Annotated in this window: 19 protein-coding genes and 4 tRNA genes; 14 read left to right on the top strand and 9 right to left on the bottom strand. The window is 40.3% G+C overall.

What is annotated here, in order from left to right:
• Window positions 1-369: 369 nt before the first annotated feature.
• Window positions 370-1,113, bottom strand: coding sequence for a class I SAM-dependent methyltransferase (locus tag H5126_RS18440; protein ID WP_182720949.1), 744 nt, complete (start codon window positions 1,111-1,113; stop codon window positions 370-372).
• A 276-nt stretch (window positions 1,114-1,389) separates the two neighbouring features.
• Complete coding sequence (gene queE / locus H5126_RS18435) at window positions 1,390-2,055, bottom strand: 7-carboxy-7-deazaguanine synthase QueE (protein ID WP_002960417.1); 666 nt, start codon at window positions 2,053-2,055, stop codon at window positions 1,390-1,392.
• Window positions 2,056-2,200: 145 nt separating this feature from the next.
• Here queE and queC point away from each other — a divergent pair, with 145 nt between their 5' ends.
• A complete protein-coding gene (gene queC / locus H5126_RS18430) occupies window positions 2,201-2,857 on the top strand; it encodes a 7-cyano-7-deazaguanine synthase QueC (protein ID WP_002960416.1) in 657 nt (218 codons plus the stop codon).
• A gap of 94 nt (window positions 2,858-2,951) precedes the next feature.
• Here the strand turns inward: queC and H5126_RS18425 are convergent, their stop codons facing one another.
• A complete protein-coding gene (locus H5126_RS18425; RefSeq protein WP_007378935.1) occupies window positions 2,952-3,401 on the bottom strand; it encodes an isoprenylcysteine carboxylmethyltransferase family protein in 450 nt (149 codons plus the stop codon).
• 197 nt (window positions 3,402-3,598) lie between these two features.
• Here H5126_RS18425 and H5126_RS18420 point away from each other — a divergent pair, with 197 nt between their 5' ends.
• The gene (locus tag H5126_RS18420; protein WP_010553668.1) at window positions 3,599-3,841 is read left to right on the top strand and encodes a hypothetical protein; all 243 of its coding nucleotides are present in this window, start codon (window positions 3,599-3,601) and stop codon (window positions 3,839-3,841) included.
• A gap of 4 nt (window positions 3,842-3,845) precedes the next feature.
• On the opposite strand, the gene H5126_RS18415 is transcribed toward H5126_RS18420, so the two are convergent.
• From H5126_RS18415 to H5126_RS18395, 5 genes are all read right to left on the bottom strand, one after another.
• Window positions 3,846-4,868: a hypothetical protein gene (locus tag H5126_RS18415; protein ID WP_182720948.1), complete on the bottom strand. Its 1,023-nt coding sequence runs from the start codon at window positions 4,866-4,868 to the stop codon at window positions 3,846-3,848.
• A gap of 101 nt (window positions 4,869-4,969) precedes the next feature.
• Complete coding sequence (locus H5126_RS18410) at window positions 4,970-5,650, bottom strand: tRNA (adenine(22)-N(1))-methyltransferase TrmK (protein WP_182720947.1); 681 nt, start codon at window positions 5,648-5,650, stop codon at window positions 4,970-4,972.
• The gene (locus tag H5126_RS18405; protein ID WP_182693850.1) at window positions 5,651-6,589 is read right to left on the bottom strand and encodes a class I SAM-dependent methyltransferase; all 939 of its coding nucleotides are present in this window, start codon (window positions 6,587-6,589) and stop codon (window positions 5,651-5,653) included. It lies immediately after the preceding gene.
• A gap of 2 nt (window positions 6,590-6,591) precedes the next feature.
• The gene (uvrB, locus tag H5126_RS18400) at window positions 6,592-8,586 is read right to left on the bottom strand and encodes an excinuclease ABC subunit UvrB (protein ID WP_182720946.1); all 1,995 of its coding nucleotides are present in this window, start codon (window positions 8,584-8,586) and stop codon (window positions 6,592-6,594) included.
• Window positions 8,583-9,962: an MATE family efflux transporter gene (locus H5126_RS18395; protein ID WP_138489356.1), complete on the bottom strand. Its 1,380-nt coding sequence runs from the start codon at window positions 9,960-9,962 to the stop codon at window positions 8,583-8,585. Before H5126_RS18395 ends, uvrB begins: the two co-directional genes overlap by 4 nt.
• A gap of 1,052 nt (window positions 9,963-11,014) precedes the next feature.
• On the opposite strand from H5126_RS18395, the gene H5126_RS18390 reads away from it, so the two are divergent.
• From H5126_RS18390 to nth, 12 genes are all read left to right on the top strand, one after another.
• Window positions 11,015-11,091: transfer RNA gene (locus tag H5126_RS18390), tRNA-Asn, on the top strand.
• 21 nt (window positions 11,092-11,112) lie between these two features.
• Window positions 11,113-11,189, top strand: a tRNA-Asn gene (locus H5126_RS18385).
• Window positions 11,190-11,210: 21 nt separating this feature from the next.
• Window positions 11,211-11,287, top strand: a tRNA-Asn gene (locus tag H5126_RS18380).
• A 29-nt stretch (window positions 11,288-11,316) separates the two neighbouring features.
• Window positions 11,317-11,393: transfer RNA gene (locus H5126_RS18375), tRNA-Asn, on the top strand.
• A 148-nt stretch (window positions 11,394-11,541) separates the two neighbouring features.
• Complete coding sequence (locus H5126_RS18370) at window positions 11,542-13,485, top strand: EAL domain-containing protein (RefSeq protein WP_182721254.1); 1,944 nt, start codon at window positions 11,542-11,544, stop codon at window positions 13,483-13,485.
• Window positions 13,486-13,697: 212 nt separating this feature from the next.
• The gene (gene rsxA / locus H5126_RS18365) at window positions 13,698-14,279 is read left to right on the top strand and encodes an electron transport complex subunit RsxA (RefSeq protein ID WP_008172491.1); all 582 of its coding nucleotides are present in this window, start codon (window positions 13,698-13,700) and stop codon (window positions 14,277-14,279) included.
• A gap of 1 nt (window position 14,280) precedes the next feature.
• Window positions 14,281-14,835 carry an electron transport complex subunit RsxB gene (rsxB, locus tag H5126_RS18360; protein WP_007585357.1) on the top strand — a complete coding sequence of 185 codons (555 nt, stop codon included), beginning with the start codon at window positions 14,281-14,283 and terminating at the stop codon, window positions 14,833-14,835.
• Between the two features lie 8 nt (window positions 14,836-14,843).
• The gene (gene rsxC / locus H5126_RS18355) at window positions 14,844-17,420 is read left to right on the top strand and encodes an electron transport complex subunit RsxC (protein ID WP_182721255.1); all 2,577 of its coding nucleotides are present in this window, start codon (window positions 14,844-14,846) and stop codon (window positions 17,418-17,420) included.
• Window positions 17,417-18,475, top strand: coding sequence for an electron transport complex subunit RsxD (gene rsxD, locus H5126_RS18350; protein WP_182721256.1), 1,059 nt, complete (start codon window positions 17,417-17,419; stop codon window positions 18,473-18,475). Before rsxC ends, rsxD begins: the two co-directional genes overlap by 4 nt.
• On the top strand, window positions 18,472-19,113 hold the full coding sequence (rsxG, locus tag H5126_RS18345; protein ID WP_182721257.1) for an electron transport complex subunit RsxG: 642 nt from the start codon (window positions 18,472-18,474) through the stop codon (window positions 19,111-19,113). Before rsxD ends, rsxG begins: the two co-directional genes overlap by 4 nt.
• Window positions 19,110-19,808 carry an electron transport complex subunit E gene (locus tag H5126_RS18340; RefSeq protein ID WP_182721258.1) on the top strand — a complete coding sequence of 233 codons (699 nt, stop codon included), beginning with the start codon at window positions 19,110-19,112 and terminating at the stop codon, window positions 19,806-19,808. The genes rsxG and H5126_RS18340 overlap by 4 nt, the downstream gene beginning before the upstream one ends.
• 49 nt (window positions 19,809-19,857) lie before the next feature.
• Window positions 19,858-20,520: an endonuclease III gene (gene nth / locus H5126_RS18335; RefSeq protein ID WP_182721259.1), complete on the top strand. Its 663-nt coding sequence runs from the start codon at window positions 19,858-19,860 to the stop codon at window positions 20,518-20,520.
• A 461-nt stretch (window positions 20,521-20,981) separates the two neighbouring features.
• On the opposite strand, the gene H5126_RS18330 is transcribed toward nth, so the two are convergent.
• Complete coding sequence (locus H5126_RS18330) at window positions 20,982-24,182, bottom strand: efflux RND transporter permease subunit (protein ID WP_004588883.1); 3,201 nt, start codon at window positions 24,180-24,182, stop codon at window positions 20,982-20,984.
• Window position 24,183: the final 1 nt, after the last annotated feature.

The raw sequence follows: 24,183 nt of genomic DNA, 5'->3' as shown, positions 1-24,183 counted from the left end.
GAGTAAGCTAGCGGCTGAGTAAGTTAGCTACCAGCTATTAGACAAATACAGAAAAGCGTTGTTCAAGGGCAACGCTTTTTTTATGCTAGTTATTAAGAATTTTTGTTAAGTGAAAGCATGATCGAGGGAGGGATAAATAGGCAGTCAATAACAGCCATAGGGGTCAAATCTTGACTTCATACATCATAATTAATTAGCTATTTATATTCGCCGAAACTTAAATAAGTTACTGTGTCGGATGTCGCTTCGCTTATCCGACCTACGTTTTCAAATATATAATGCGAGTTATTGGGGGCGTGGGTATCGGAGATTCGTTGGGTTTCGCTACGCTCTACCCAAACTTGTATGTCTTCTTGATGAGTGTTTAACTTAAATTTTTACGCAGACAAAAATGGCGTTGCCTGAGCGCTCTGCCCATGGGGTTATCTTGTCGTAGTCATGTTCAAATATGTGAATTTCGAAGTACGGTTTTAAGGCTTCTTTAAGCTCGGTATAACTAAAAGCAACCATTGGGTGCTCGTCGTGCCATACGAGTGTATTGTCTGCGGTGGTTTTTTCTATGCTGAGTTTTAATAACTGTTTGCTACCGCTGCCACTGTAATGCCAGCCAGAGCGAAATGTGAAGAAGCTATTTTCGCTTATTGCTGTGTGCTCTACAAATGAATCGCTGTCGATTTTGTTTTTATCAACCGTGTTAAAACAAAATATTCCACCTACATTTAATGCATTGTATACGCTAGCAAGGCACTCTTTTAGTTTATTAATGCCGTCGCAGTAATGGATTGAATACAAAAAGCAGGTAATTAAATCCACGTGCTCAGCGACCTTAAATTCACTCATGTTTTGCAATGAAAATTGCGCTTCTGGGCAACGAACTTTTGCTTTATCTAGCATTGGCTGGTTTAAATCAAGCCCACTACTTTTATAGCCGTAATCAATAAAGTGGCGTACATGCGGGCCGGTGCCACATGCTAAATCTAGATGGGTGTTTGCGCCATTACCAAAAATTTGGTGCAGCCTGTGAATAGAATTGCTTTGGGCTTGATAATTAATATCTGCACACATTAAGTCGTAGTAATCAGAAAGGTCGGTGTAAAGCGCGTTTGCGGACATATAAGCCTAGTGGTAAGTAGTAGAATATTTTTAAGTCGCGCATAGTAAACTAATTAGCACAATTAACGAAGAAGATATGAGCTTTAGGGTAGATGTAATCTTAGACTATAAAGTTCAGGCTATAAAATTCAGGCTATAAAGTACAGGGTTGTCGGATGGCGCTTTGCTTATACGGCCTGTGTATTTAAATATTATAGAGCGTTGTTATAAAACGGTGTGAAATTAGAGATTTGTTGGGTTTAGCTTCGCTCTACCCAACATACGCAATATAACTCTTTAACTAATTCCTAAATACTTATGTACTTGTATTGATAGGCGCCAGTTCTTGGCAATACAGGTGTCGATTGCTAATTTTGTTGCTGATACTTTTTGGCTAATTGGCTGCAAATAAACAAGCTTAGGGTTAACGCCTGTTTTGGCAAATAATTCTTCTAACTCTTCTACATGCTTTTGCATGGCAACGGGGTGTTTTATCTCGTTTGCACGCTTCATTGTGCTGGTAAGTACTTCATAACCGCCGCGCATGTTAATTTTTGGCGATACCGTTACCCATGTTTGCTCTGGGGCGAGTATTTCAAACGTGCCGCTGGTTTCTATTTGTGTACTAAAGCCGTGTTCGTGTAATAAGTTACATACTGGATTTAAGTCGAACATACATGGCTCGCCGCCGGTAATTACTACGTGCTTTGCGGTATAACCACGTGATTGAAACAACGCTAAAATTTGCTCTGCACTGGCGTTAGCCCAATGATCTGAGTCGGCTTTTTTTTCTACGGTTTCATCCAGCGATACTTTATATACATTATCAACATCCCACGTTTGCTTAGTGTCGCACCAAGAGCAGCCTACTGGGCAGCCTTGCAGACGTAAAAATATTGAGGGTGTGCCAGTAAAGCTAGCTTCACCTTGAATGGTTTCAAACACTTCATTAATTTTGTACAAAAGAGATCTCACTTACTACCTAGCAGCCAAATTGCTACTATTAAAAAACCAAAAAGCGCTGTGCAAAAATTGTTATTTAAGCTGCGGCCGTGTAGTATATCGCGCCCTGATATAAACCTCTATTAAAACTAAGAGCAAAACAGATATGACGCAAAAAGTAGTTGTTATTTATTCCGGCGGTATGGACTCATTTACCGTATTAAATAAAGCCCTGCAACAAGGCCATGATGTATATGCCCTTTCATTTGACTATGGTCAGCGTCATGTAAAAGAGCTTAAAGTAGCGGCAAGTGTATGTGAAAAATTAAACGTTCCGCATAAAATTGTTGATATTTCGGCGATTAACCAACTTATTGGTGGCTCATCACTTACTGATGATATTGACGTACCTGAAGGCCATTACGAAGAAGAAAGCATGAAAAGTACGATTGTACCTAATCGTAATATGATTTTGCTCTCGCTTGCTGTTGGCTACGCGGTATCACTTAAAGCTAGCCAAGTTTATTACGGCGCTCACTCTGGGGATCATGCTATTTACCCTGATTGCCGTCCTGAATTTGTGCAAAAAATGGATGATGTGTGCCGTATTGCTAATTACGACGCTGTAGAAATTTTTAGCCCATACTTAAACAATACTAAAATTGGTATTTTAACCGACGGTATTGAAATGGGTTTAGATTACAGCCAAACGTGGACTTGTTATAACGGCCGTGAAAAGGCCTGTGGTAAATGTGGCGCGTGCCAAGAACGCCTTGAAGCATTTGCACTAAATAACATTACAGACCCGTTAGAATACGAATAAGCCGCAATTAATTAGTAATACAATTGCTGCAAACAAAAAAAGGCTATCATCGATAGCCTTTTTTGTTTCTCAGGTTTTAAGTCAATGATATTGATTACAGCCAGCGTTTTACGCGCGCTTTGTAAGCGGTAAACTCTTCGCCAAATAATTTAGTGAGCGCACGCTCCTCGGGTATTATTTGAAAAAATGTTAAATACGCAATAAACCCGATAATACATAAAAGCGCCCACAAGGAACTTAACCAAACACCCCACCCTGCTAAAATAAATGCAAAACCCACATACATTGGGTTACGCGAAATTTTATAAATGCCGCTCGTAATAAGTTTTGACGCTTGCTCAGGTTTATTTGGGTTTACTGTGGTGTTTGCTATTTTAAAGCTCGCCACACCTGCAATACAAAAAACACACCCAATAATGACCAAACTTGCTGCTAGGTAGGTAATAAATGCGGTGAAATCAATAACACTGTAATGCGCAATAAGCGCCATTATGCCTGCAAAAAACAGCACAACGATAACCGGTGGAATTTTATTATTTAACATGGCAACTCACTGTATTGGCTAAAGTATGTTTATTTATGCAGCTATTAAACAATATCTAAAGTGTATAAATGATGAACACGCTTAAAGCTGAATTAAATAAAGTATACAAATTAAGTTACAATTGTCAGCTTTATCAAAAGCGCTTAAAGGTTATACTTTAACCATAAACGAATAATAAAATGATAAGGAATGAGGTTATGTCTGGAACTACGATGATTGTACTTATTGTGCTAATTTCGGTTGGCTCAGGAGTAGTTTACGATATGTATAAAAAGCACCTTGAGTTTAAGCATAAAATGCAAAACAACAACAGCGATGCCCATAAACAACTAGCTGAAACAAACGCACAAGTGCTTGCATTAAAAGAGCGTGTACAAACACTTGAGGCTATTGTTACTGATTCAAGCTTTAACGTTAAAGATGAAATTAATAAACTTTAAGTTGTTATAAGTAATTTGGATATAAATGCGCATTTTCTGGCTGCTCAATGCCGTGAGCAGCTAAAAACCCACCAATAGCTTGCCCGCAGCCCTGTGGTGCTCGCCCACTGTCTATCTCAAAGTTTAACTGATTAGCATGTTGCTTACCCATAGAGCAAAGCCCTACGGTACTTGGCGAGCGCATAGCGATACTTAGATTACCTACTTGTTCAACCACTACGTGCTTGCTAAAACGGGCAAAACCTTTGTATTTAAACTGCTCGTTTACGTAGTCATTACTTATGGCCACCAATGCCGCAATTAAGCCGTGTAAAAAACTATTAGCGGATGAGTCTGCTGTTAAAAACGAAATTGTTTTTTTATTAAACTCGCTAAGCTGGCAATCCTCACACAACAGCTCAACAATATATAAATGTTGCTCGGCTACTTGCTGCTGGCTTTTAAGCTCAATACTTTTTCCTGCAAATACAATGCGTTTAAGCACTTCGTCAACGTTACTTGTAACCGTTTCGCTTTTAACAAGTTCAGGGTTTTGCGCCATTACAGGTAAATCGTGGTGATTGTTAAATGGCGTGCTTGTTGCGCCGCTTTGCATTAACTGAAAAAGCTCTCTTACTTCATGTTCACGCGCTACTTTTAACGCTAAAAATGCGCTTTGAATAAGCTCTGAAGTAGGTAAGTTTTCCTCTACAATCCAGCGTCTGCCAAATAATAGTTTTTTAGCTTTGGCTTCATTAGTAGATGCGCTTTTTTGGTAGTTATCAGGGCTCAGCACTGCTACCTGCAGGTAAATTTCTTCACCTTTTTGTGCAGCAAGCACCCTAAAGTGAGCCGAAAACTCAATACTCTCAAGTACTTCGTTTACGCTTTTAAGCGTGTGCTTGTAACGTAAAAAATGCTGTGGCACCACCCAATTACTATTAGCCAATTGCACAAGGGGTGCATAAGAAATAGGTTGCTCGTAACTGTGTTGCCATTTTTGCTCATTGCTGAGCAAATGATTAATGTGACTCTTGTTATCTGACATAAATAAACCAAATAAACTCGCGTAGTGCGATATAAACTATGAACACATTACGTCGTCAATGTCGTAATTAGATCACATGTACGCCCTACTTTTGGGCTTTTTTAACTATCGGTGAGTTCTTGATAGTCTGTTATAACTTTTTGATAGTATGGCTTATCTTTATTGAGCATTTTATTATAATGATTTATGAGTTGCCGTTGGTACATAGCGTGCTCTGTACTAGCAAAGTCCCACATTTTGTTGCCGGTATGGCTAATCTCAATATTGGTACTAAAGCTCACTTCAATCACTTCATAAAAACGTTTGTTGTCGTAAACTATTTGCTCACTTACAAGCCCTAAACCAAGTTGTTTTAAACCCACTCGCAACTTATAAGTGTGATGCACTGGGCATAAAATAAACCGAACATTATTTAAATGCTCCACTGCGTTATTAGCAATAATTTGTTGTACTAAACTTAACAACAGCTCACCGCCAACACCTGCTATTACAACTACTTGGCTTTTACTTTGAGTAATTTCTATTTTGCCTACATCCTGACATAAGACCTGCCACTGCGGATTTTTATCACAGGTTTTTTGTAATTTATTAATAGATGATAATTGCGCTTCTAGGTCGTTCATTAAAGTGGCGACTATATCTACAAAAATAACGTGGTTTGCAGCTGCGCGTTTTAATAGCGCCATGCCTAAATAACCATGGTCGCAGCAACAATCCCAAATAATATCGTGATGCTGCGAAATTAATTTATCAATGGCAGTTAGGCGTTTACTGAGCTTCATTTAAGCAGGTATTTGTGACGTTTTATAGACAAGCGCTTTTAAACTTTTGTCGCTGTCTACTTCAATAAAACGCTCGGTGGGGGCTAGGCGCTCAACAAATTCAATTGCGCCTTGGGTGTTCTCGTTTATTAATGCTTTAAACGCATCTTCGCTAAGCTCTGGGCTATTCGCACACAATAGTAATTGTGTAGTATCGCAAAGTAGCTCTGGCAACCTGCGCAGCACTTTTTGATAGTCTTTAGTTAATATAAAGCTGCCTTTTTGAAAGCTTGGCGGATCAACTATTATTAAATCAAACGGGGCTGCTTTTTTTAGTTTTCCAAACGATTTTAAAATATCGTGAGGTAAAAAACTTACGCCGCGCTCAAAACCATTTAGCTGATGGTTTTGCTTGCCGACTTTTAGCACGCCTTTGCTCATATCCATGTTCATCACATGATCTGCCCCGCCTTGCATGGCGGCAAGCGAAAACCCACATGTATATGAAAACAAATTAAGCACTTTGCCATGCTTGCTATTAGCCATTACAAATTCACGGCCGCTGCGCATATCGGGAAATATTCCGGTATTTTGGCGGCTCTGTAAATCAACCAAAAAGCGAATACCATTTTCGGTTACAACATGTGGGTTAGGTAATTGCCCATAAACCACGGTGTTTTGGCTTTGTACGCCAGCACGTTGCTGGTACACAAGTGACGTAATAAGCTCAGGCTGATTTTCTTGCGCCCACTGCCACACAGCATTGGTGAGCTCGCTTAGTGTTTGCTCGTCAATTTCATCGTACGAAACCAAAAATAAACTGGGCGGGTAAAAGTCTAAATTAATATGGCTTAATGCTTCGACGCTGTGGCCTCGGCCATGAAAAACACGACACAGTTCATTTTTTAAAATTGGCGCGTCTTCAAGCGCAGTAATAAGAGGTGTAAAGTTTGCTGTCATTTTTAATTAATCAACTGTTGTTGTAGTTCATGTATTTCATCGCGAACAGAGCCCGCTTTTTCAAATTCTAGGTCGCTTGCGTATGCATGCATTTTGGTTTCAAGCTGCTTAATTTGCACGGCAATTTCTTTCGCACTAAGAACCTTTTTAGACTCTTTACGAATAAGTTTAAGGTTGTCTTTAGGGGCCGCTTCTTCACCTACATCCATTACATCAAGTATTTTTTTAGCCAGAGCATGAGGCTCTATGCCGTGCTCAACGTTATATGCATGCTGAATTTCGCGCCTGCGTGCTGTTTCGTCCATGGCTTTTGCCATTGATTTTGTAATTCTGTCACCATATAAAATAGCGCGGCCATCTAAGTGACGAGCAGCACGGCCAATGGTTTGTATCAGCGAGCGAGCCGAGCGTAAAAAACCCTCTTTGTCAGCATCAAGTATGGCAACAAGTGCCACTTCTGGCATATCAAGGCCTTCTCGCAGTAAGTTAATACCCACTAACACATCAAACACGCCTGCTCGTAAGTCACGAATTATTTCTACGCGCTCAACGGTATCAATGTCTGAATGTAAGTAACGTACTTTTACATTATGCTCGCTTAGGTAGTCTGTTAAATCCTCAGACATACGTTTAGTAAGTGTAGTTACCAGTACGCGTTCGCCCTTCTCCACACTTTTGTATATTTCTGAGAGTAAATCATCAACCTGATCGCCCACAGGACGTACTTCTATAAGTGGGTCGAGCAGCCCTGTTGGGCGAATTACTTGCTCTGCTATTTCGCCCGCGCAGCGCTCTAACTCAAAGTCGCCAGGCGTTGCCGATACATAAATAGTTTGTGGTGCTATGGCTTCAAATTCTTCAAAACGCAGTGGCCTATTATCCATTGCTGAGGGCATTCTAAAACCATACTCAACAAGGTTTTCTTTACGGCTTCTGTCGCCTTTATACATTGCACCAATTTGCGATACGGTTACATGCGATTCATCAATAATCATTAATGCGTCATCAGGTAGGTAATCAAGCAATGTTGGCGGCGGATCGCCTGGTGTACGACCCGATAAATAACGGCTGTAGTTTTCTATACCCGAGCAATAACCAAGCTCGGTCATCATTTCTATATCGTATTGCGTTCGCTGAGCTACACGTTGCTCTTCTACTAATTTGTTTGCACTGAGTAACTGGGCGCGTCGCTCTTTTAGTTCTTCTTTTATTTTTTCGATAGCGCCAAGTATTTTTTCACGCGGGGTAACATAGTGCGTTTTAGGATAAATAGTAGCGCGCACTATGTGCTTTTCAATTGCACCGGTAAGCGGGTCAAAAATACTTAAGCGTTCTATTTCATCATCAAACATTTCTACACGTACAGCAAAAGTGTCTGATTCTGCTGGGAATATATCAACTACTTCGCCACGTACGCGGTATGTACCTCGGCTAAAATCTATATCATTGCGGGTATATTGTATTTCAGCAAGGCGGCGTAGCATGTCGCGTTGATCTACTTTTTCGCCCACTTTTAAAAGCAGCATCATTTTCATGTACGATTTAGGGTCACCCAAACCATAAATAGCCGATACCGATGCCACAATAATGGTGTCGCGACGCTCAAGTAATGCTTTGGTCGCACTTAAACGCATTTGCTCTATGTGCTCATTTATCGAAGCATCTTTTTCAATAAATGTGTCGCTAGATACAACATAGGCTTCTGGCTGGTAGTAATCGTAATACGATACAAAGTATTCAACCGCGTTTTTAGGAAAAAACTCTTTCATCTCGCCGTATAGCTGCGCAGCCAATGTTTTATTGTGCGCCATTATTATTGTTGGACGGTTTAAATCGCTAATAATATTGGCCATGGTAAAGGTTTTACCTGTACCGGTGGCACCTAATAACGTTTGGTGTACAAGCCCCGCTTCTAACCCTTCGCATAGCTGTTTAATGGCGGTAGGCTGATCGCCTGCTGGTTTGAAATGTGATTTTAACTGAAAATGGTCGCTCAATTATTGCACTCCTGTAACGATTCGCCGCTCAGCGCTTCTAGTTTTTTCATAAACCATTTATATGCCACTATTGCTGTAAATAAATTACCTATGGCAGCGCCTATAAATAACCCTAATAATCCGGCTATTTCGTTGCCGATATAAGCAAATGGTACATAAAATATGAATAAACGAATAACGCTTAGTACCAATGCGTTCATTGGTTTGTGTAAAGCATTAAACGATGAGTTTGATAATATGATCACCCCTTGTAAGCCATAGCTTAGTGGGATGGTATAAATAAAGAGCTTAATTACATCTATTACGGCTTGTTCTTTACCAAATAATTGGCTTATAACACCTGAAAATGCAATTAGTAATACGTAAATGGCAAATTGCCATACCATCACAAATTTTAGTGTGCCGGTATACGCTTCTTTGACACGGCATAATTTGCCAGCCCCAAAGTTTTGACTCACAAATGGCGGTAATGTCATCGATAGCGCAAGCACTAATATACTTGCAATAGATTCTATCCGGCTCCCTACTCCAAATGCGGCCACGGCTTCTGGCCCATGATGCGCTACTAAGGCGGTCATTACAGCCATTGCAACGGGTGTAAGCATGTTTGCACCTGCAGCAGGTAAACCAATTTTTAATATTTTACGAATAGCGCCAGTTACAGTTTGCTTGCCCGCTTTGAGACTCAACAAACGTTTTTTAACCGCTAATATATATAAAATAATAACCACAGCGACCGACCATGCAACAACACTTGCTATGGCAGCGCCTTGAATTCCTAACGCGGGTACCGGCCCAAAGCCAAATATAAGTATTGGGTCAAGTACGGCGTTTATCAGCCCGGCTCCGCCCATTACTATACTTGGCGTTTTGGTATCACCACTGGCACGCAGTACCGAATTACCAATCATTGGGGTTATTAAAAATACGCTACCGATAAACCATACATTCATGTATTCGTGTATTAACGGCAATACTTGCGCGCCCGCTCCTAGCAAAGTAAATATGGGGTCAATCAGTAAATATCCAACAGATGACAACACAATAACCAGAACCACACCAACCATTAAAGAAATACTGGCATCAAAACGTGCTTCATCAATTTTATTACTGCCGAGCGCTTTCGCTATTACTGCTGATGTACCGATCCCCAGCCCTATTGCTAAGCTGATAACGGTAAAAGTAACCGGAAATGTAAAGCTCACGGCAGCTAGTGGTTCGGTGCCAAGTAAGCTTATAAAAAAGGTGTCTACAATATTGAACATCATTAGTGTGATCATGCCGAATATCATCGGTATGGTCATCGTCTTTAATGTAGGCAAGATAGGATCGTTTAGTAAATCTGGGCGAGTCTGAGATTTTGAAATTGCGCGCATGAAATAAATAGGCCTCTTTTACTGAACGAATCATTTTAAAGCATCAAGGCAGTTCAAGCCACGGATTTATCACTACAATTGATGTAATTACGTAAGTAAATATTCTAAAAAATAGTAAAACTTGGTTTTTACATCTTTTTGTTAAAATAGAGCCTAAACACGCCAAAAAACAATTAAAACACATTTTTATAACTTTTATTACAAACACCCTGTGCTATCTGATGCTTTTTTACACAAAGCAACTACTTGGTTTATCGTTACGAAAAAATTCATTCATGGAGTTACATCTATTAGCCACCAAAACATAACCTACTGTTTTACAATGAATAAAAAATAGTGATTTAAAAGCTTGAAATCGTTGTAGCACCCTAAAACATTGGTGCCGATGATGTTCTTAAAGTTTCATAAACAGAGTTATCCACAGAAACCGTGGATAACTCATTCAAAGCCGCATTTATAAAGGCCTTGAGAGACTCGCAATTTTCGCTGAGGTCCAACCAATTGTTGATTTGCTAATTGTGGCATTTTTATAAACTCACACTGAAAACGCAAGCTTGCCGATTTTTCTTCTTAACATACTTATACGTTAGTAAATAAAAAACGTTTAATACAAAGTTAAGTTATTGATTGTTCTATTTTTGAGCGAAGATAATAAATACTCAATTTATAGATCAAAATTGGATCACTATTAAGAGGGAAAATACTTTTATGACTATTCGTGTAGGTATATTTTTAGAAAATTAAAATAAAAAAGTAAATAAATACGAAGAATACCCGAAAGTAAAAAATGAAATTTTATGTTTTTGAGTTGTTTTTTAATTACAAGTGGCTTTAATGGCGTGTTTAATTTAACCAATTTAAAGACTCAACAATAATAAAACTCGCATTAGTATTCTTAAATTCTTAAAAAAACAGCTTTAAATAGAGCTATAAATCACGCAGATCGAACACAAAAACAACGAATAAACCTCTTTTTTCAATTTATGACTTTTATATGTTGACACTTTGCGGCTCGGTCATTAATATTTCGCCCCGTTGAAAGGCAAGACGCTTCCCCCTTAGCTCAGTTGGTTAGAGCGACGGACTGTTAATCCGCAGGTCCCCCGTTCGAGTCGGGGAGGGGGAGCCAAGTTTTTCAACCATAAACGATTCCCCCTTAGCTCAGTTGGTTAGAGCGACGGACTGTTAATCCGCAGGTCCCCCGTTCGAGTCGGGGAGGGGGAGCCAAGTTTATGTTTATGATGTAGTTCCCCCTTAGCTCAGTTGGTTAGAGCGACGGACTGTTAATCCGCAGGTCCCCCGTTCGAGTCGGGGAGGGGGAGCCAAATCATCATAATAATATCAGTACTTTAGTTCCCCCTTAGCTCAGTTGGTTAGAGCGACGGACTGTTAATCCGCAGGTCCCCCGTTCGAGTCGGGGAGGGGGAGCCAATTCTAAGAATTTCATAGACATTCCAAGCTATTTCCACTACTCTTCCTTATATAACTAAAGCATTAGTTTAATTCTTTAATGCGCTGTACTTAGTTTATTAATCAAGGACTTGATTCCTTCCCTTTTGATTATTAAAAGACTGAAAACATGGCTGGATTTAAAAAACTTATTTTTATACAAATTATCTCTTGGTTATTGTGTGTTGCAGCAGGAAGCTACTTCATATCTATAAGCTTTGATACTGCGGTAAGTGATGCACAAAAAAATGCACAAACAACTGTTACTAAGTATATTAATGACCTTTCTTTAGACGATATTTCTGCTCAAAATTTAAAACAATCAATTGCAGATGGTAATACGTTTTCAAGCTTTACCCTAAGAGATTACCAAGGTGCTGAAGTATTTAGCATTAACCCCCCTACTCAATTACCAATGTTTGCTGATTTTGTACTCTCTAACTTTAACTCTGTACGCCCACAGTTTGCTGTAAACGATGCCGCAGATATAAAAGTTGAATTTGTACTTAACATTGAGCATTTAGCGTCGCAGCTACAAACTTCCCTTTTTATTGTTATTTTGATTTCTGCCATTTTAGTTATTATTCCAATAATTCTAATGAAATCTATTTTTTATCATTTAAATAAAAATATAAGTACAACAGTTGCTGACATTATCGATATTTATATCAATCAAAACCATCTTGATAATGATTTAGAAACAGCATTAGATGGCACTCGATTGAAAAAAATGGGAAAAGATTTAGTACCTAGTTTTAATCGGTTATCACATTTTTTAAAAAACAAAAACGAAGACATACAAAGCGCTGCTATGACTATCAAGCATGAAGCGTACAAAGATGTAATTACCTCGCTTGGTAATCGTAATATGTTTGTTGAGTACTACGAAAAAAATATTGAAAACACTGAGCAAAGTACATTTGGCTCTTTAGCTATGGTTCGTTGTAGCGAACTACAAGCTATAAACCAAAGCCGTGGTTATCAAAAAGGTGACGAGTATGTTAAAGGCGTTGCCGATATTATTAAGCACATAAGCGGCACTTACACGGGTAGCCAAGTATTTAGATTAAACAGCTCTGATTTTGCGGTAGTACTCCCCCACATTCCTTTAAAAGAAGCTGAGCGCTTTGGTGAAAACCTGCAATCGCGCTTCACGCAGTACCAACAAAACCAAGAGTTAAGCTCGGTAGCTAATACGGGTATTGTAGGTTACGAAAAAGGTAAACCGTTAGGCGAACTGCTTTCTGTTGTTGATAACGCGATGAGCATGGCGCAGTCAAAGCAAGTTAATGCATGGCACGTACAACGCGAAACCGATTTAGTTAATAACGTAAGTGCGGGGTTTGGTAATCAAAACTGGCGTAAGGTTATTAAGGAAGTTATTGAATCTAAGCGTGTGCATTTAGTGATGCAAAACATTATGCCGCTTGGTAAAAGCATAAAAGCCTACGCTGAAGTACAAGTTCGATTTAAAACAGAAGACAATCAAGTACTGCCTACCGCTTCTTTTTTAGCAATGGCCGAAAAACTTGATATGGCAATAGAAATTGATCGCCTGATCATCGACTCTTCTCTTGAAAAAGTTAAAAGCCGTAATTTATCTGAAAAGTTTTTTGGTTTAAACGTAACAGCCTCAAGTGCACACAACGATCAGTTTGTAATTTGGCTAGAGCGCCGATTATTAAAAGATACGCATATTGCATCTAAACTAGTATTTGAGGTAAGCGAGTTTGGTTTACAGCAAAACATCAAGGCTAGTAAGCGCTTTATCGACATGGTTCACCGTGTTGGCGCACGCGTTACAGTTGAACGTTTTGGTGTTGGCTTAACTTCATTTAAGTTTTTCCGCGATTTAAAACCTGATTTTATTAAAATGGATGCAAGTTATACTCGCGGTCTAGAAGATGATAAAAATAATCAGTACTTTATGCGCTTAATGGTCGATTTAGCCCACCGCATTGGTGTTAGCGTATTTGCTGAAGGCGTTGAGAGCCAAGAAGAGAAACACATTATAGAAACGTTGTGTTTAGATGGCGTTCAAGGTTATTACATAGAAAAACCTAAAGACATTTAATTAGTTTTCAATTAATACAAAAAAGAGCATTCGTTGCTCTTTTTTTGTTTCTGCTATTTGACTAATTCCTTACATCAAAATCACATTAATTTTACAGCCTTGTGATCAATATGTTTGTCCTTGCGTTTATTTAACTGATAACGACTCGCAAATGTTGTTTATCGGGGCAGAAAAAAGGATAATAAGCAGGACTTTAATAGCGTGAGGCACACATGACAGAATATGTCTTGTTATTGATTGGAACCGTTCTGGTTAATAACTTTGTATTAGTACAATTTTTAGGCTTATGTCCGTTTATGGGCGTATCAGGTAAGCTTGATACGGCGATTGGTATGTCTTTGGCAACCACGTTTGTGCTTACCCTTGCCTCTGTAACTAGCTATTTAGTTAATCAATATATTTTAATCCCTCTGGATATCGCCTTTTTACGCACCATGAGCTTTATTTTAGTGATTGCCGTTGTAGTGCAATTTACCGAAATGGTTGTGCGTAAAACCAGCCCTACCCTATATCGTTTATTAGGCATATTTTTACCGCTGATCACCACTAACTGTGCGGTATTAGGTGTGGCTTTATTAAATATCAAAGAAGATCATTCGTTTTTACAATCTGCGGTATATGGTTTTGGTGCTGCGGTTGGTTTTTCTTTAGTGCTTGTATTGTTTGCAGCACTACGAGAGCGTTTAGCAGCTGCTGACGTTCCTACGCCTTTTAAAGGCGCCTCTATTGCAATGATCACTGCAGGCTTAATGTCGATGGCGTTTATGGGTTTTACTGGATTAGTGAAGTTTTAATATGACCTTGTTTTATGCCTTGATAGCGATTGGTTCGCTAGCACTCATTTTTGGACTTATTTTAGGGTTTGCAGCAATTCGCTTTCGCGTTGAAGGTAACCCTATTGTTGAGCAAATAGATACGATTTTACCGCAAACTCAATGCGGACAATGTGGCTACCCGGGCTGCCGCCCTTACGCCGAAGCCATAGCTAATGGCGATGAAATAAATAAATGCCCACCAGGCGGCGAATCTACCATGAAAAAGCTTGCCGGCTTAATGGGGGTTGATGAAAAACCACTTGCCGGTGGCGAGCAAGCAGAACCTATAAAAACAGTGGCTTATATTCGCGAAGATGAATGTATTGGCTGTACCAAATGTATTCAAGCCTGCCCAGTTGACGCTATTTTGGGCGCAACTCGTCAAATGCATACCGTGTTAATTGATGAATGTACTGGCTGTGATTTATGTGTTGAGCCTTGCCCTGTAGATTGCATTGATATGCTACCTGTAGCCGAAACTAAACAAAACTGGAAATGGCAGCTAGACGCTATTCCTGTTACACAAATAGATTAGAGGTTTGAGTGGACAAGTTACTTGAACAAATAAAAAAAGGCACCGTGTGGGCATTTCCTGGCGGCATACACCCACCACAACAAAAATCACTCTCTAATAGTGCGAGTATCACTCGCCTACCCTTGCCCGACAAACTCATTGTTGCGCTTAAGCAGCACATAGGCGCAAATGGTAAGTTACTTGTAGAAAAAGGCCAACACGTATTAAAAGGCCAACCACTAACAGAACCCGCTGCTAACTGGTCGGTACCTGTACATGCGCCAAGCTCTGGTGTAGTTACTGATATTGCACCTATGCCATCAGCACATCCATCGGCCCTGCCTGAACTAAGTGTTATTATTGAACCAGACGGCAAAGACGAATGGGTAGCTTTAAATAAAAATAAAAATCCTGCTGAGCTTAGCCATGATGAGCTTATAAATATTATTCACCAAGCCGGTATTAGCGGTATGGGTGGTGCTGGTTTTCCTACTTATGTAAAAGCAGATACCAAGCAACCTATCGAATTTTTGATTGTAAATGCTGTTGAGTGCGAACCTTATATTACTGCCGATGACGTTTTAATGCGCGAACACGCTAAAGAAGTTATCCAAGGCATTGAAATAATGCAGCAACTTTTAAACCCAACACTGTGCATTGTGGGTATAGAAGATAACAAGCCTGAAGCTATTGCAGCAATGAAGCAAGCAGCTGAGCATAACTCAAAAATTATTATTCAAACGGTGCCAACTATTTATCCATCTGGCGGTGAAAAGCAATTAATTAAATTACTTACTAACCGTGAAGTTCCTAGCATTGGTATTCCAGCCGATATTGGTATTTTAGTGCATAACACGGGTACTTTGTTTGCCGTACAACAAGCCGTTTATGAAGGCAAACCGCTAATTGAGCGTATAGTTACGGTAACAGGTAACACTATTCATAAACCTGGAAATGTATGGGCACTGCTTGGTACTGAAATAAAGCATTTACTAGATTGCCAAGGTTTCTCTCCTGTACCGCAGCAAAGTGTTGTGATGGGCGGCCCAATGATGGGCTTTACGCTACCCACAGTACGTATTGGCATAGTTAAAACCACTAACTGTATTTTAGCGCCTGATCATAAAGAGCTAGCGGAACCCGGCCCTGAAAAAGCCTGTATACGTTGTAGCGCCTGTGCCGATGCCTGCCCTGCTTCTTTATTGCCACAACAATTGCAGTGGTTTGCTAAATCAAAAGAGTACGACAAACTACAAGAGCACAATTTATTTGATTGTATTGAATGTGGTGCTTGTGCATACGTGTGCCCAAGCGAAATCCCTCTTGTACAGTACTACCGTATAGCCAAAGTTGAAATTAAAGAACAACAAGCTGACAAAATTAAAGCCGACAGAGCAAAAGAGCGTTTTGATGCCCGAAAAGAACGTTTAGAGCGTGAGCAAGAAGAACGCCAAAACCGCCATAAACGCAAACCTGCTGCTAAGTCTGCTGACGAAAAACAAAAAGTAGCTGAGGCACTAGCCCGTGTTAAAAATAAATCAGATAACGGCGATGAAAAATCTGCTGTTGCTGCCGCTATTGCACGCGCTAAAGCTAAAAAGCAACAAGGCGAAGAACTAGAGCCAGATAACAGCGAAGTAGCAAAAGAGCGCGCACTACGTAAAGAACAAGCACGTAAATATAAAGAGCAAAAATCGCAAACAGATGAATCGGCCGCTGCTGCGCCCGTTGATGATAAAAAATCAGCAGTCGCTGCAGCCATTGCTCGCGCTAAAGCCAAAAAGGCAGCACAAGCATTAGATAACGCTGAACAAACAACAAGTGAAGAGCCACAAAGCGCGGCACCCGTTGATGATAAAAAAGCAGCAGTAGCTGCAGCCATTGCGCGTGCTAAAGCTAAAAAAGCAGCTAAAGCATTAGATGGCGCTGAGCAACCCGTAAGTGAAGAGTCACCAAGTGATGCCCCTGATGATGACAAAAAAGCAGCGGTAGCGGCAGCTATTGCACGTGCAAAAGCTAAAAAAGCGGCTAAAGCACTTGAAGAAGCTGAGCAAACAGCAATTGAAGAGCCAAAAACTGATGCCCCTGTTGATGATAAAAAAGCAGCCGTAGCGGCGGCCATAGCTCGTGCAAAAGCTAAAAAAGCGGCTAAAGCATTAGAAGAAGCTGAGCAAACCGTGAGTGAAGAGCCACAAAGTGGTGCCCCAGTTGATGATAAAAAAGCAGCGGTAGCGGCGGCCATTGCTCGTGCTAAAGCTAAAAAAGCGGCTAAAGCATTAGAAGAAGCCGAACAAACCACAAGTGAAGAACCACAAACTGATACCCCTGTTGATGACAAAAAAGCAGCGGTAGCGGCGGCTATTGCCCGCGCTAAAGCTAAAAAAGCGGCTAAAGCACTAGAAGATACCGAACAAACTCAGCCCCAAGAGCTACAAGTTGAGAGCGCAGCACCTAAGAGTGCAGAAAGTAACACCGATGACTCATCCAATTCTACTGAAGCAGATAAACCTAAATCAGCCGAAGATAAGAAAAAAGCCGCCGTGGCTGCTGCAATTGCGAGAGCAAAAGCTAAAAAGTTACAAAAAGAAGGAAATAATCAGTCATGAAATTAACCATGGCCAGTTCGCCGCATAATCACAGCCATAAATCGTTAACGCGATTAATGCTTAGCGTTATTGCTGCGTGTATTCCTGGGCTAATTGCTCAAGTTTTCTTTTTTGGTACAGGTGTGCTTATTCAACTGGTACTAGCGCTTTTTGCTGTGAGCGTATTTGAAGCTGCAATAATGCTAATACGAAAGCGCCCTGTTTGGCCTGCATTAAGTGATGGCAGTGCGTGGCTTACTGCCGTGTTATTGGCATTAAGTATCCCTCCACTTGCCCCTTGGTGGATAATCGTGATTGGCTGTTTATTTTCTATTGTTATAGTTAAACAGCTTTATGGCGGCCTTGGGTTTAATTTATTCAATCCAGCAATGGCGGCTTATGTACTGCTTTTAGTTTCGTTTCCGGTACAAATGACTGCATGGTTGCCTGTTACCGATTTAATAAATACGCCAATAGGCTTTGCTGATCAGCTAAGGCTAATATTCACCGATTTTACGGCCTCTGGGTTTAGCCTAGATCAAGTACGTGCAGGGGTTGATGGCCTAACAATGGCAACACCGCTGGATACTGTTAAAACAGATATAGCCCACGGTTTAACCGTTACCGAAAGCATGCAAAAGCCATTATTTAACGAATGGGCTGGCCTTGGTTGGGTGTGGGTTAACTTAGGCTTTTTAGTGGGTGGTTTATACTTATTAAAAGCAAAAATAATTAACTGGCATATTCCTGTCAGTTTTATCGCAAGTTTAGCTGTATGTAGTGCTATTGGTTATATCGCATCACCTGGTACAGAGCCGGGCACCCTATTTCACTTATTAAGTGGTGCCACTATGATGGGGGCCTTTTTTATAGCAACCGATCCGGTATCTGCAGCAACAACTAACAAAGGGCGCTTAATTTATGGCGCGCTAATTGGCTTACTAATTTATTTAATTCGTACCTTTGGCGGTTTTCCTGATGCCATCGCATTTAGCGTATTATTGATTAATATTGCAGTGCCGCTAATAGACTACTACACACAGCCACGTACTTATGGCCATGGAGCAGTAAAATGATCATTTCGTCAATGGCTAAAAATGGTGCTATTTTAACTGCGTTTGCGTTAGCAACAACGGGCTTAGTTGCCTCTATCAACGCGCTTACTGCCGATAAAATTGCAGAGCAAGAACAACTGCAACTTACTGCGCAGCTACAAGAAGTGCTCGACCCAAAATCGTACGACAATCAATTATCACAAGATTGCGTAATTATTACTGACGAAAAACTAGGCCCACACACAAACCAAGTAATTTACCGTGCTCGTAAAAACAATAAACCAGTCGCTGTTGTTATTAGGCATGTTACGCCAAACGGCTACAGTGGCGATATTAACTTATTAACAGCTGTATTGAGCGATGGCACTATTGCTGGCGTTCGTACGACTAAACACGAAGAAACCCCTGGTTTAGGCGACAAAGTAGAAGTTAAAAAATCACTTTGGATCACAACATTTAAAAGCTTAACGGTTGAAGGCGAAGAAGACGCTCGCTGGGCTGTAAAAAAAGATGGCGGCCAGTTTGATCAATTTACAGGCGCGACCATAACGCCACGTGCTGTTGTGGGCTCTGTTAAAAATGCCGTATTGTTCGCACAAACTAATTTTGATGATATTTTTGCAGCACCTAATGCCGAATGTATGGAGGTAGCTAAATGAGTGAGTTAAAAACATTATACAAAGAAGGTGTGTGGGTGAATAACCCTGCCCTTGTACAGCTTTTAGGTTTATGTCCACTGCTTGCCGTTACCTCAACTGTAACAAATGCCTTAGGTTTGGGCTTAGCAACTTTACTCGTACTAATAGGCTCAAATGTTACCGTATCAATTGTGCGTAACTGGGTGCCAAAAGATATCCGTATACCTGTATTTGTAATGATCATCGCGGGCTTTGTAACAATAGTTCAATTACTTATGAACGCTTATACCTTTGGTTTATATCAATCATTGGGAATTTTTATCCCATTGATTGTAACTAACTGCGCCATTATTGGCCGCGCCGAAGCATACGCCTCTAAAAATCCTGTTCATTTATCAGCATTTGACGGCTTAATGATGGGCTTAGGCTTTATGGCTGTATTGTTAGTGTTAGGAGCTATGCGTGAACTCATTGGCCAGGGTACGCTGTTTGACGGAGCCGATTTATTACTTGGCCCATGGGCACAGAGCATGCGCATAGAAGTATTTAACTTTGATAACCAATTTTTACTGGCAATTTTACCACCGGGTGCCTTTTTAGGTCTTGGACTACTTATTGCTGCTAAAAACGTAATTGACGCACAAATAAAATCAAAGCAAATTGCACCGCCAGAGGCTGAAAAAGGCCCTCGAGCACGTGTTACTAGCTTAACTTAAGGGGAAAACGTATTAGAGCTACAATTAGCACTAATACGTTTTAAGTTGCATGAATAAAGAAAAACGTCACCAAATACTGTCGCGCCTACGCGACGATAATCCACATCCAGTTACAGAGCTTGAATATTCAAGCCCATTTGAGTTACTAGTAGCAGTTACTCTTTCAGCACAAGCAACCGATGTAGGCGTTAATAAAGCCACTCGAAAGTTGTTCCCTGTTGCTAATACACCGCAAGCCATTTTAGACTTAGGTCACGATACACTGCGTGATTATATAAAAACCATCGGCTTATTTAATTCTAAAGCTGCCAACGTTTACAAAATGTGCCAAATTTTGGTGGATGAACATAACAGCATCGTGCCAGAAAATCGTGAAGCCCTAGAAGCCCTACCAGGCGTTGGCCGTAAAACCGCTAATGTTGTACTCAATACCGCCTTTGGCTGGCTAAAAGATAATGAAGGTAGATACTTTTTAGCAGTAGATACTCACATCCAACGTCTTGCAAACCGTACTGGTTACGCTAAGGGTAAGACTGTTGAGCAGACTGAACAGGCTATAATTAAAAATACGCCAAATAAGAAAGAATTTATGTTTAACCTCCATCATTGGTTTATTTTACATGGGCGCTATACGTGTACAGCGAGAAAACCAAAATGTGGAAGTTGTATAATTGAGGATTTGTGTGACTATAAAGAGAAAACTGAGTCATAGTTAAGAGTAGTTATTTTTTAATTAGCATAAACCTTTTAACGGTCACATCTTTAGTTTCTATTTAAGAAGCTGGCGATTTGATTCTCATATGAGCCTTTATTCGGCCAGCACCAATTAAATTGAAAATTTGCGTTAACTTCAGAATAGTTTGAATTTAAGCGAGGTGTTGCAAATAGATTATGATTTATTAATTAGAGCCCAGCTAAAACCTAAAATTTAAATACGGAGTTAATTGGAAGCTATTTCCGGTTTGTGCCATAAGCCGACCTTGAGACACATAAAGATTAAGACTGCAAAGATACGAAAGCGGAAGTTAGCTTTGGCCTGTTTAACGACAAATATTCCGACAAAGCAGTCATGACTATTAGTTTATTGTTAAATCTAATCTTTCTTTTCGTTCATCTACTCAATAACCCCACGCTAAACGTGACTTTAGCGTGGGGTTAGAGTTCACAGTCATTTTATCTGGATAGCTCTTTTATTTTTTTCTCTGAAAACCAGCGATATAAAACAGGTAAAACAAATAATGTTAACAGTGTTGCAGTTACCAAGCCGCCAACAATAACACTCGCTAAGGGGCGCTGTATTTCTGCACCAACACCATTAGACATTAACATCGGTATCAAACCTAAAGCTGATGTTATAGCAGTCATAAGTACAGGTCTTAATCTTGAAGTAGCGCCTTCAAAAACGGCTTTAGATGCTTCTAGACCGTCTTTAATACGTTGGTTGATACTTTCTACCATAACGACCCCATTCAATACCGCTACACCAAATAAGGTAATAAAGCCAACGGAGCTTGGTACAGACAAGTATTGTCCAGATAAATATAAGGAGAAAACTCCGCCAATTACAGCAAGCGGCACGTTGACCAATATCAGCATAGCTTGACCAACAGAACCAAAGGCAAAGTAAAGTAGTAGTGCGATTAGTGCTAACGATAAAGGTACAACTATAGCTAACCTATTTTGAGCACGTTTTTGACTTTCGAACTGGCCGCCAATCGAAACAGAATAACCTGAAGGTAAGTCAACCTTTTCAGCAATTACCGTTCTGATATCGGCAACCACGCTTCCCATATCTCGATTTTGTACATTTGCTTGGATAACGACTCTTCGTTGTACATCATCGCGTCTAACTTGTGGTGGGCCTGACTCAAATGAGACTGAGGCTACGTCACCCAGTCGCACCCAAGCACCAGTAGGTGATTGAAGCCGAATATCAGCAATAGCTTCTTTGTTACTTCGGTACTCTTCCTCTATGCGAACGTAAATATCATAACGTTCATTACCATTGATTATTTGTCCGGCTTCAACACCACCAATACCATCACGCACAACCTCCATTATGTCACTCACAGACAATCCAAAGCGCGATAGTTCTTGCCTGTTAGGACTTATCACCAATTGCGCTTCACCAGCAATTTGCTCCAATGCAACATCCCTTGCACCTTCAATGTTTTTAATTGCTGTTTCTATTTCTTGACCTTTAGCCGCCAGTACCTCAAGTTCAGGCCCAAACAACTTTATCGCCAACTGAGCCTTAACACCAGATAGTAGCTCATCGACACGAGTCGCAATAGGTTGAGAAAAGTTGAGTAGCAACCCAGGGAATTCTTCTAAAGATCTCTCCATTTTTCCTTGAAGTTCATATCGATTAGATGCACTGGTCCACTCAGAAACAGGCTTCAACCCTATGTAAATTTCGATGTTATTCACAGGCTCTGGGTCTCCACCTATTTCTGCTCGACCAATTCGGCTTAATGCATAGGTTACTTCAGGGAAAGCCATTAGTTTTTCTTCTAGAATTGGTGCCACAGTGAGCGCGGTATCTAAACTGGAAGAAGGTGCAAGCGTTGCTCTTAAGTTTATCGTCCCTTCTTCTAACTCAGGTACAAATTCAGTACCAATTAATGGAACTAATGCAAAGGCAGAGAAAACTAATATAAGTGCGGCTGAAATGACTAATTTGGTGCGTTTTAGTGCGAATGTAAGCCCTTTTCTGTAGAGTTTGTCTAATGGCCTAAGAACAAAGCTTTCCCTCTCTTTTACACCTGACTTAAATAAATAAGTAGCTAAAGCGGGTACAACAAACAACGCAACCACAATAGCAGATATAACAGCTAAAATGATGCTTATTGCCATAGGTTGAAATAACTTTGCCTCAACACCTTCAAAGCTAAATAAAGGCGTAAATACGACTAAAATAATAGAAGCTGCAAAAAATACGGGACGAGCCACTTCTTTACCCGCATTTTGAAGACGTAACTTAATACCATGCTCATCTTGTTCTACATCATGTGGATCAGTATCAGCACTAGGCACTCTTTCTTTTACAGTTTTTAAATGGGTAGAGTCTGGTCTATTTAAATGCTTAAACATGTTTTCAACCATCACGACTGAACCATCAACTAGCATACCAATGGCTACGGCAATGCCACCCAATGACATAAGGTTTGCAGAAATGCCCCACCAAGCCATGATCATTAACGCGATACCAATTGAAATTGGAATAGATATTAGGACAAGGAAGGTTGCACGTATATTCATTAAAAATAGTGCTAATACAATACAGATGAAAATAAATGCTAGTAATAGTGCATCAACTACTGTATCAACGGCTTTTTCAATCAAATCAGCCTGATCATAAAATGGTTCAAAGCGAACACCTTTAGGCAATGCTTGATTAATTAATGGGATTCTTGCATTGATACCATCAATGGTGGCTTTAGTATTAGACCCCATGCGTTTTAAGACAATGCCAGAGACAACTTCACCTAAATTTTCGACTTTACCGTCTTCGGTTTTGCGCGTCATTGTGACAGCACCTTGACGAATTTCACTGCCCATTTCAACTTTAGCAATATCCGAAACCGTCACAACTGTCCCATCAACTGTTTTGACGGGAACTTGTTTGATATTACTAATACCAGCGTCACCACTTTCAAACCAACCTGCACCTCTAATAACAAGCTGCTCTTGCCCACGGTTCATATACCATCCGCCAACATTGGCATTGTTGTTATCTAGGGCACCAACAACGTCTTCTTGCGTTAGGTTATAAGAAAGAAGCTTAGATGGATCTACATTTACTTGGTACTGCCTAACAATACCTCCAAAGGAGAGTACATCAGTAACACCATCGACAGGCATAACGAGTAATTTTACTACCCAATCATTGAGACTCCTGAGTGCCATAGCATCATAGCCTGCATCTTTATCTGAAATAAGAAGGTACTGAAATACTTGGCCTAGCCCTGAGGTGTTTGGCCCCATTTCGGGTGTGCCGACACCTTCTGGTATCAGTTCTTTTGCGGCTTGAAGACGCTCAAATACAAGTTGTCTTGCAAAGTAAATGTCGGTGCCTTCTTTGAAAACAACCGTGACGCCAGACAAGCCTGTTTTAGAAATTGAGCGCACTTGTTCTACATCAGGTAAGGCATACATGACCGCTTCAATGGGGTACGTAATGAGTTGTTCAACTTCTTCAGCAGCTAGTCCTGGCGCTTCAGTATTTACAGCAACTTGAACATTAGTAACATCAGGAAAGGCATCTAAATTTAGTTTTGGTATAACCATAATTGCGCCGACAATTGTGGCAAACAGCGCAATCAAAATCAGGAGTCTATTATTAACAGACCAATCTATTATTTTATTAAACATA

The sequence above is a fragment of the Pseudoalteromonas sp. SG45-3 genome, assembly GCF_014164075.1.
Taxonomy (GTDB): Bacteria; Pseudomonadota; Gammaproteobacteria; order Enterobacterales; family Alteromonadaceae; genus Pseudoalteromonas; species Pseudoalteromonas distincta.
This window is presented reverse-complemented; position numbering and strand designations above follow the sequence as displayed.

What these genes read in the sequence shown, in the direction of transcription:
- H5126_RS18370 (WP_182721254.1), top strand. Translation starts at nt 11,542, where the DNA reads ATGGCTGGATTTAAAAAACTTATTTTTATACAAATTATCTCTTGGTTA.
- H5126_RS18415 (WP_182720948.1), bottom strand. Translation starts at nt 4,868, where the DNA reads ATGTCAGATAACAAGAGTCACATTAATCATTTGCTCAGCAATGAGCAA.
- H5126_RS18330 (WP_004588883.1), bottom strand. Translation starts at nt 24,182, where the DNA reads ATGTTTAATAAAATAATAGATTGGTCTGTTAATAATAGACTCCTGATT.
- H5126_RS18405 (WP_182693850.1), bottom strand. Translation starts at nt 6,589, where the DNA reads ATGACAGCAAACTTTACACCTCTTATTACTGCGCTTGAAGACGCGCCA.
- H5126_RS18410 (WP_182720947.1), bottom strand. Translation starts at nt 5,650, where the DNA reads ATGAAGCTCAGTAAACGCCTAACTGCCATTGATAAATTAATTTCGCAG.
- H5126_RS18425 (WP_007378935.1), bottom strand. Translation starts at nt 3,401, where the DNA reads ATGTTAAATAATAAAATTCCACCGGTTATCGTTGTGCTGTTTTTTGCA.
- rsxG (WP_182721257.1), top strand. Translation starts at nt 18,472, where the DNA reads ATGATCATTTCGTCAATGGCTAAAAATGGTGCTATTTTAACTGCGTTT.
- H5126_RS18440 (WP_182720949.1), bottom strand. Translation starts at nt 1,113, where the DNA reads ATGTCCGCAAACGCGCTTTACACCGACCTTTCTGATTACTACGACTTA.
- H5126_RS18420 (WP_010553668.1), top strand. Translation starts at nt 3,599, where the DNA reads ATGTCTGGAACTACGATGATTGTACTTATTGTGCTAATTTCGGTTGGC.
- nth (WP_182721259.1), top strand. Translation starts at nt 19,858, where the DNA reads ATGAATAAAGAAAAACGTCACCAAATACTGTCGCGCCTACGCGACGAT.
- H5126_RS18340 (WP_182721258.1), top strand. Translation starts at nt 19,110, where the DNA reads ATGAGTGAGTTAAAAACATTATACAAAGAAGGTGTGTGGGTGAATAAC.
- H5126_RS18395 (WP_138489356.1), bottom strand. Translation starts at nt 9,962, where the DNA reads ATGCGCGCAATTTCAAAATCTCAGACTCGCCCAGATTTACTAAACGAT.
- rsxB (WP_007585357.1), top strand. Translation starts at nt 14,281, where the DNA reads ATGACCTTGTTTTATGCCTTGATAGCGATTGGTTCGCTAGCACTCATT.
- rsxA (WP_008172491.1), top strand. Translation starts at nt 13,698, where the DNA reads ATGACAGAATATGTCTTGTTATTGATTGGAACCGTTCTGGTTAATAAC.
- queC (WP_002960416.1), top strand. Translation starts at nt 2,201, where the DNA reads ATGACGCAAAAAGTAGTTGTTATTTATTCCGGCGGTATGGACTCATTT.
- rsxD (WP_182721256.1), top strand. Translation starts at nt 17,417, where the DNA reads ATGAAATTAACCATGGCCAGTTCGCCGCATAATCACAGCCATAAATCG.